This window comes from Flavihumibacter sp. CACIAM 22H1, assembly GCF_001601815.1.
Lineage (GTDB): Bacteria > Bacteroidota > Bacteroidia > Chitinophagales > Chitinophagaceae > Flavihumibacter.
This window is the reverse complement of the sequence record NZ_LUKG01000010.1, coordinates 59,901-68,228: the sequence shown is the minus strand read 5'-3', so window position 1 is coordinate 68,228 and position 8,328 is coordinate 59,901. Positions and strand designations below refer to the sequence as shown.

Sequence of the window (8,328 nt, the reverse complement as noted above, 5' to 3'; positions counted from 1 at the left end):
AAGACGATTGCCAAGGCCTTACGCCTACCGGAAAGTTCACCTCGCCGGCAGCAGTTAAAAGTGCTGAAAAAGCTGCTAAAAAAAGCCCGCTTTACAGAGTTTGGTCAGCATTATCGGTTTGATGAAATTATGCTCAGCAAACATCCGGGGAAACGATTTCAGCAACTGGTTCCGAGCCACGATTATAACGCTATCTATAAAGAATGGTGGCATAAAACCCTGGAGGGAAAACAGGATATCTGCTGGCCGGGAAAGATCAAATATTATGCGCTGTCTTCCGGCACATCAGAATCAGCCAGTAAATACATTCCGATTACCGAAGACCTGCTGGCAGGCAACAGGATCGTAATGATCAAACAACTGTTTTCCTTACGCCATTACAATAATATCCCTTTTGGAAACCTACGTAAAGGCTGGCTGATGCTGGGAGGAAGCACCCAGTTGCAAAAAGGCCAGGGTTATTATGCCGGCGACCTGAGTGGTATCACTGCAAAAAAAGTTCCTTTCTGGTTTACCCCCTTTTACAAGCCGGGAAAAAAGATTGCGAAAATGACCGACTGGAACGACAAGCTGGAAGAAATTGTAGAGGAGGCACCGAATTGGGACATCAGCTTTGTGGTTGGTGTACCTGCCTGGATCCAGATGTGTATGGAAAAAATAATTGAGCGCTACAAGCTTACTACCATCCATGATATTTGGCCGAACCTTTCTTTTTTTGTTCATGGAGGCGTTTCCTTCGAACCCTATAAAAAGGGCTTTGAACAATTACTGGCCAAGCCCCTTACCTATATTGAAACCTACCTGGCGTCGGAAGGCTTTATTGCGTATCAGGATCGCCAGGCTGCCAGGGGTATGAAACTCAGCATCAACGATCATATCTTTTTTGAATTTGTACCATTTGACGACGAAAATTTTGATGCGGAAGGAAACCTTATGGCAAACCATAAAGCCTTCATGATTCATGAAGTGGAAGAGGGAAAGGATTACGCTATCCTGCTTAGCACGGCAGCAGGGGCCTGGCGTTACCTGATTGGAGATACCGTGCGTTTTACAGATGCGGCAAGAGGGGAAATTGTGATCACCGGCCGCACCAAACATTTCCTGAGCCTGGTTGGAGAACACCTGAGTGTGGATAATATGAACCGGGCCCTAAAAAAAGCAGCCGAAGAACTAAATGTTTCCATACCTGAATTTACTGTAGCCGGTATACCTTATGGAACATTCTTTGCACACCACTGGTATGTTGCTTCAGATGATATGGTGGATGCCAACCTGCTTCGTGATAAAATAGATCAGTTCCTGATGGAACTAAATGATGATTATGCCGTTGAAAGAAAAAGCGCGTTAAAAGAAGTATTCCTGGATGTTTTACCTGAAGACCACTTTATGCAGTTCATGGCATCAAAGGGTAAGGTCGGTGGCCAACATAAGTTTCCCAGGGTATTGAAGGGAAAAATGCTGGAAGACTGGCAGGAATTTTTACGGAAATAACAACGCTTAGAACCAACCTCGCTTGCGGAATACCCATAACATATAAACGGGAATAATCAGCATCATAAAAACGGCAATATAAAATCCATTTTTATGATGCAGGTAGGGAATGCGATCGAAGTTCATGCCAAAAATTCCACCAATTACCGTGGCCGGCGCCAGTAAACAGGTTACAATGGCCATTACTTTCATTACTTCATTCATCCGGAGGTTAACATTGTTGATATAGAGATCCTGCATATTGACCATCACATCGCGGTAGTTTTCACAGAGATCATTGGCCTGCATGATATGATCGTATACGTCCTTGAAGTATTTGGTGGTACGATCGTCGAGTAAGTCGCTTTCACTCCGGATAATTCCATTTAATAAATCACGAACGGGCGCTATATTTCTTTTAAGTACAATCAATTCTTTCCGGAGTGAGCTGATTCTCGCCAGGGCCCTGTTATTGGTACTGGCAATCACCTGTTCTTCCAGGTCCTCGATCCGCTCGCCCAGCTTTTCCATCACCGTAAAGTAATTATCCACAATCATGTCAAGCATGGAATAACAAAGATAATCGGCCGATCGCTGGCGGATTTTTGAATTGCTCAGTTTCAGCTTTTCGCGCAGGGGATTGAATACATCGCGGGAGGCATCTTCCTGGAAACTTATTACAAAATCCTTTCCTAACACAATGCTGATCTGCTCTTGCTCAACCGTTCCTTTTACTTCATTGAAATAAAGCATGTTTAATAAACAGAACAGCACATTTTCCACCTCGTCCATTTTAGGACGTTGCTGAATGCTTAGTATATCTTCTATTAAAAGAGGGTGAATTTCAAAATGTGTACAAATGAGCTCAACGTCTGATTTTCGGATTCCATCGATATTAATCCAGCTGATCCGGTTACTCTGGCGAAATTGAAAACAAGGTTCTACACTTCTGAATTCATGCTCTTCAATGGATTGCGGGTTGTAGTCATAGACATAGGTCCGTATTTCCCTGGCTTCTTCCCGATGTGGCAAAATCGTGGGATTCACTTTCAGGATCTGTTTGGTACGATCTGTTCCAAACAGGTTTTTGATCCCCAGGTAGCGAAGGTATTTTTTTGTTGGCCGGGTGATGGCGCTTTCGATGGTTTCGCGAATCATACGATCAAATTAAGCAGTAAACACAGCGGTACTAAATATAAAAGGCGATCAGCCGAAGCCGATCGCCCATAAAAATAACTATTATATGGCTACTTAGTTCGTGTCTTTGCAGGTACACTCATCGCAACAACCGGTGCTGTAGGTCATGTTATAGTACCAGCGACCATGCGTTTTGATCGGCCCGTCAGCCAGGCAATTTCCTCCCCAGGCAGTTTCTCCTTTTTTCTTGGCAATTGCATCTACATGAACATATACATACAGCCCTTTACCGCTGCAATCCAATGTGCCGGATGTTTTGATAGAAGAAAAAGGAATTGTTACGGTATACCAGGTATAACTGGGATCAACCGTAAGTTTATACGGAAATTTTCCGGGGATGGGAGTACCCTGTGGAGTCGTCGGCAGATCAACCAGGTTATCACCCACCCAGATTTTCACGTTTTCACTCACGCTCTGAAAGCCTTCCAGGGAATTGATAACCACGTATAAATTATTATCGTCGTTACCAATAACTACTTTGCCAGTATTGATGGTTTGCCCAGCCCACAAGCAAAAATCACGGGTTTTGCAGAACGTAATAGCACTGGCTGTACTGGAAGCAGTACCAACGACCCCCTCCATGGTGGCAAGAGAATTGGGTCTTTCGCTGCCATTTTCTGCATCGGCAGATTTCTGACAGGAAGAGATCACTAAACTACCCGAACTGATTAGTAAAAAGGCAATAATGCCTCTTGTTAATGATAAGATGCGCATACCTTAAGTTTAAATGATGAATTAATTAACTGGCTATTGGAGGGCGGAATTCAACGGATATGCAGCTAAACAGTGCAGATAATTCGAAAATGAGGGTTTTAAAGCACTGAGGTAAGTGGGTAATTTACTCCAGAAAACAAAAGAAGTATAAAGTTTTTAATTCTGCAATAGTTTTATAAACTTTCTACCGAATGTAACAGGAACGAGTATTTTTACGTTTCTGATTGCACGCATGATAGACGCATTACTTAAAGGATTGGCGCTTGGAAGCATACTGGCTTTATCAGTTGGACCGGTGATTTTTACTATTATTAAACAAAGTTTAAACAATGGTAGAGAGGGCGGATTCAGTTTTGTTGCGGGGGTATGGGTAAGCGATATTATACTGATTATCCTGAGCAATGTATTTTCCGAATGGGTAAAAGCCCTGTTACAATACAAACAAACCATTGGTTATATCGGCAGCATATTCCTGATTGGAATGGGTCTTTTTTACCTATTTCTAAAAAAAGTACAACTCACCCAACAAGCGAATGGGGAGGAGCAACGGTTTCGTAAACGGGATATAGCCAAGATTTTCAGTTCCGGCTTTCTGATCAACAGCCTGAATCCGAGTGTGCTGCTGTTTTGGTTAATTAATGCCACGGCATTTGCAGTAACCCATTCCTTCCGCGACAGGGTGTTGATTTTTACCGTCTGTATGGTTTTTAATATGCTGGCAGACGCGTTGAAAGTATTACTGGCGGGCAAGCTGAGAAAAAAACTCACCTTGCATAATCTTTCGGTGGTAAATAAAATATCGGGTGTAATATTGGTGGGATTTGGCATCGCCCTGCTGTGGGGACTAGCTTTTCACCTGGAAAAAGTCTGAATGAAACAACTACCTATGCGAAGACTGTTCTTACTGTTGGTAATGGCTTGTTGTGCAACCGCCTCGCAGGCTCAAATGGGAGATTTTATTTCTTTGAAAAGAGCCAATAATCGCCATGTTGCCAGTTATTTTAAAGGTAGTCGCATTGAATTTCAGCATGTAAATGGGCAGTATATCAATGGTCCTATCGAAGCTGTCCGGAACGATTCAATTTTTGTTCGGCAATGGCAAATCGTCAGTTATATAACCCAGCTTGGTACGTCTAAAGTAGATACGCTGGGTTCAATGGTTTATGGTTTGCATTACCAGGAAATATTTAAGATCATTCATAATAAAAAGGAGGGCTGGGGTTTTGTAAAAAACGGGAGCATTTTTATGATTGGCGGAGTGGGCTATGCCGTACTGAATCTGATCAACGGCGCCTATCGAAAAGAGCCCATTGGTGACCCGGCTAACCTGCGTTCCCTCGGAATAGCCGGTGCTGTGGCGGGGGGTGGATTTTTACTCAATCGCCTTCACCGGCACCGTGAAAAAAAAGGAAAAAATTACAAGATCGTTTATGTGAAGATGACGGACAAGTGAGCCGTATCATTTTACCTATATTGCAGCCGCAACAATTTCTGGTGTTTACGTGAAGACAAAAGGTTTAGTTCCCCGTATTGGTAGATTTCTTAAAAAACTCCTGCTCATCCTGGTGATTGGGCAGTTTCTCTATATCCTGTTACTAAAATGGGTGAACCCGCCCATTACACTCACCCAATTGTCGAATTGGGTAAGCGGTTATGGATTGAAGCGGGATTATGTCGACTTTGATGAAATGTCTTATTATGCAAAGCTGGCGGTTATTTCCTCGGAAGATCAGTTGTATGCCGATCATTCAGGATTTGACTGGAAAAGCATTGAGAAAGCCATGAAGTACAACGAAAAAAAACCCAATCGTGTACGGGGCGCCAGCACGATTAGCCAGCAGGTTGCCAAAAATGTTTTTTTATGGCAGGGCAGGTCCTGGATCAGGAAAGGGCTTGAAACCTATTTTACCTTTATGATTGAACTGATATGGGGTAAAAAAAGAATCCTGGAAATGTACCTGAACGTGAGCGAAATGGGGGCGGGTATTTTTGGAATCGAAGCCGCTGCGCAGGCGTATTTTAAAAAATCAGCTGCAAAACTCAGTAAAGCAGAAGCTGCCAGAATTGCTGCCTGTTTACCGAATCCTAAAAAATTAATCGTTCAACCCGCCAGTAAATATGTAGCCGGCCGGGCCTGGGTAATTCAACGGCAAATGAATAATCTTGCCGGCGACGCCGAAATCCAATCTATTATCGGCCCGTACTCCAAAAAATAATCAACGGATTTCCATTGGTATAGCCGCACTGTTCTGCGAATACTGGTTGGGTATGGAACAAGCCAACCCAAGCTTCAGTATATAGCTGCCTGGCTCCAGTGAAACCAGGTCACTGCTTTCCAGTGTATACCTGTTGGACGCTGTTTGTATGGCTTTGAGCAGGATGCGCTGCACTAATAACTTACCTACAAACAGGTCGGCAATTATTCCCTGGTAGGCAGACCCCGGTTGTTGGATTTGCTCAAATGCGGTTATACTGGTTTTTCCCAGTTCCACTGTTAACCGGAGGGGTTGGCCTTTTTTTGCCTGAGCAGGGCTATGTGGCAAACTAAGCTGGATGTAGGAAAAGGAGTGTAGGGCACTATGAACCACTGCCGTAATGGGGCCACGATCCGTTTCAACCTGGAAGGAGTTATCCAGATCCGTCAGCCCATTATCTGCCAGCAGTACTTTTTTCCCCTGCCATTCTTTTTCAATGGGCCAGAAATTATAATTATTCCGGCGATAGCCGGTTGTATTGATGGCAAAACTGGTATCGCCCGAATAAAACCAATACTTAGAAGGGCGCTGATAGCTGTTTAAAAACACAACCGGTAATCCATCCGCCGCCTTTTTTATAGCTGTTGCCCACTTTGCATTTCCATGCAGTTCATCCTTAAAAATCCGCGTCAAAAAAGGAATATCCGACAACATATACAACCGTACCAGCACTACCAGAATAAGAGAAGGGGTAAGTAATTTAAAAATCCATTTCCGTTGTGAAAGATTATCTGCCAGCCAGGCATGAGAAAGCAGTATTACAGGAACCAGTGCAGGAACGGTCCAGTTTGCTTCAACCCGGCCTTTAAACGTACTGATCAGGAAAAATCCATAAAAGCCCCACATGCTCCACTGCAGTGCTTTTGTGAAATAACTGCTGGTTCGGTATTGATTGGCAGCTCTTAAGAGGAGAAAGCCGATCAGCGGGCCGGCAAGTAGTATTTGTCCGGCTACATATTCCAATGAAAACGCAAACTGGTAGGCGGGTGCATTCCGTTCTTTCAGATGATAAGATACGGAAGGGAAATCATGGGTGTATTGCCAGTATAAATGAGGATAGAAAAGAGCGATACCTGTAATAACAGCCAGCCATGCTTTTGGATTCATTGCCAGCCGCCAGTTACTGAGTACGGTAAACAGGATGATCAGGATTCCGTGGTACTTGCTGTATAACATACCTGCCATTACCACTCCGAGGATCAGGCCCTGTAGCCAGCTGTCTTTTTCCAGGAATCGTTTGTATTGCCAGAAAAAGAGGGCTGTAAAAAAGGTAAGTGGAATATCCGGAACGGCCAGGATTCCGCCGATCTGCAATACACCCATGCCGGCAGTAATTGCAAAAAACAGCCGATCGTCTTTTTTGATAAGCAGCTGATGAATAAGCCATAGGGTAGCTGTGTTCATGAGTGCCATAAATAGCCGCACTCCCAGTTCATTCGGAAAAATCAGGTAGCCGATTTTTATAAGCAGGGCAATCATGGGCGGGTGATCGAAATAACCCCAATCGGGATATTGGCTATATACCCAATAGTAAGCTTCATCATGCAGGAGCTCCGTACCATACGATTGTACCAGGTTAATCACCAACCAGCCCAGGTAAAACCACAGCGCCGGCCTGCGTTGGAGGGAGGAGGTCATTGCATTCATGAGGCAAGTAATTTATCAATTACGCGGATGGCGGCTTTGCTGCGTTCCGGACCAATTCCGGATATCAAAGACCAGCTGGTGTTTTGTCGTTGTAATATATCGTAATAGTGTTTGAACAACCGTTCCCGATTTTCCAGGTCAGGGTATTCACGCAGCTTATCATAGGTCCAGGGCAGGTCTGTTTGCATTAACAGGTAATGATCATAGGATCTGGAAGCAACTTCATTCAAAATAAAGGGGTCACATTTCTGGAAAACAAATTCTGACCAAATCTGCATCACCATCATATCTGTGTCTATGAACAGGATAGAAGCCTGGTCACCGGCTGCTTCAGCCAGCGCAAGTGCCGTTTTCTCTTCTGCTTCCAATTGTCCTTTTGCAATTACTAAAAGGTCTTCATACGTATAGGGCCGGCCTAAATTATCGAGGTATTCCCGGGCGTATTCCGGTACCCAGGCCGTTGCGTACTGGTTGGCATAATGGTCTGATAATTCCTGGGAAAGCGTGCTTTTGCCAGTTGACTCTGGTCCAACTATCACAATTTTCTTCATCATTGCAGCGGCAATTTACTGTATTGACTCTTAAGTTTCCATGATTGCAGGCCCGCCATGGCGAGGATTGTTAGTATAAGAAACTGGAATCCCGTAAAAACATAACCTTTGGTAAAATATAGTGGAACAGAAGCGATATCGGTTATAATCCACCAATACCAGCTCTCCACTTTTTTCCTGGCCATAAGCCACATACCAGTATAGGCACTTGCGCTCGCAAAGGCATCGGCCCATGGAATAGCTTCGGGGGCAAATTCTTTTTTCAACCAGGTCAGACTAAAAAACAGCAGCAGGTAAAAGAAAAGAAAAAACAGGAGTTGCTGTATCCATTCCTTGCTGGTAGACTGGGTAATTTTTAATTCCGGGCTTTTATCGGGCGATTTTTTTGCCCAGAGCCACCAGCCATAAATACTCATAATGGTATAATAAAGATTTACGCTGGCTTCTCCATACAAATGACCTTTAATGCTCAGGTAAATAAAAATGGTGGTACT

Annotated in this window: 9 protein-coding genes; 4 read left to right on the top strand and 5 right to left on the bottom strand. The window is 44.0% G+C overall.

What is annotated here, in order from left to right; translation table 11 throughout:
• A partial coding sequence (locus A1D16_RS05095; RefSeq protein ID WP_290708182.1) for a GH3 auxin-responsive promoter family protein occupies window positions 1-1,491 on the top strand: 1,491 nt, incomplete at its 5' end.
• A 6-nt stretch (window positions 1,492-1,497) separates the two neighbouring features.
• Here the strand turns inward: A1D16_RS05095 and corA are convergent.
• Together corA and A1D16_RS05085 are read right to left on the bottom strand one after the other, a co-directional pair.
• The gene (gene corA / locus A1D16_RS05090; RefSeq protein ID WP_290708181.1) at window positions 1,498-2,628 is read right to left on the bottom strand and encodes a magnesium/cobalt transporter CorA; all 1,131 of its coding nucleotides are present in this window, start codon (window positions 2,626-2,628) and stop codon (window positions 1,498-1,500) included.
• Window positions 2,629-2,721: 93 nt separating this feature from the next.
• Window positions 2,722-3,381 (bottom strand): hypothetical protein, encoded by a 660-nt coding sequence (locus tag A1D16_RS05085; protein WP_290708180.1) that lies wholly within the window; start codon window positions 3,379-3,381, stop codon window positions 2,722-2,724.
• A gap of 232 nt (window positions 3,382-3,613) precedes the next feature.
• On the opposite strand from A1D16_RS05085, the gene A1D16_RS05080 reads away from it, so the two are divergent.
• From A1D16_RS05080 to mtgA, 3 genes are read left to right on the top strand one after another with little or no spacing between them, the layout of a single operon-like run.
• The gene (locus A1D16_RS05080) at window positions 3,614-4,252 is read left to right on the top strand and encodes a LysE family translocator (protein ID WP_290708179.1); all 639 of its coding nucleotides are present in this window, start codon (window positions 3,614-3,616) and stop codon (window positions 4,250-4,252) included.
• A gap of 15 nt (window positions 4,253-4,267) precedes the next feature.
• Window positions 4,268-4,834 carry a hypothetical protein gene (locus A1D16_RS05075; RefSeq protein ID WP_290708178.1) on the top strand — a complete coding sequence of 189 codons (567 nt, stop codon included), beginning with the start codon at window positions 4,268-4,270 and terminating at the stop codon, window positions 4,832-4,834.
• Window positions 4,835-4,883: 49 nt separating this feature from the next.
• Complete coding sequence (mtgA, locus tag A1D16_RS05070) at window positions 4,884-5,597, top strand: monofunctional biosynthetic peptidoglycan transglycosylase (protein WP_290708177.1); 714 nt, start codon at window positions 4,884-4,886, stop codon at window positions 5,595-5,597.
• Here the strand turns inward: mtgA and A1D16_RS05065 are convergent, their stop codons facing one another.
• The 3 genes from A1D16_RS05065 to pnuC form a co-directional block, all read right to left on the bottom strand.
• The gene (locus A1D16_RS05065; RefSeq protein ID WP_290708176.1) at window positions 5,598-7,283 is read right to left on the bottom strand and encodes a glycosyltransferase family 39 protein; all 1,686 of its coding nucleotides are present in this window, start codon (window positions 7,281-7,283) and stop codon (window positions 5,598-5,600) included.
• On the bottom strand, window positions 7,280-7,837 hold the full coding sequence (locus A1D16_RS05060) for an ATP-binding protein (protein ID WP_290708175.1): 558 nt from the start codon (window positions 7,835-7,837) through the stop codon (window positions 7,280-7,282). Before A1D16_RS05060 ends, A1D16_RS05065 begins: the two co-directional genes overlap by 4 nt.
• The coding region (pnuC, locus tag A1D16_RS05055) for a nicotinamide riboside transporter PnuC (protein ID WP_290708174.1) at window positions 7,834-8,328 on the bottom strand (495 nt) is incomplete at its 5' end. The genes A1D16_RS05060 and pnuC, both read right to left, overlap by 4 nt.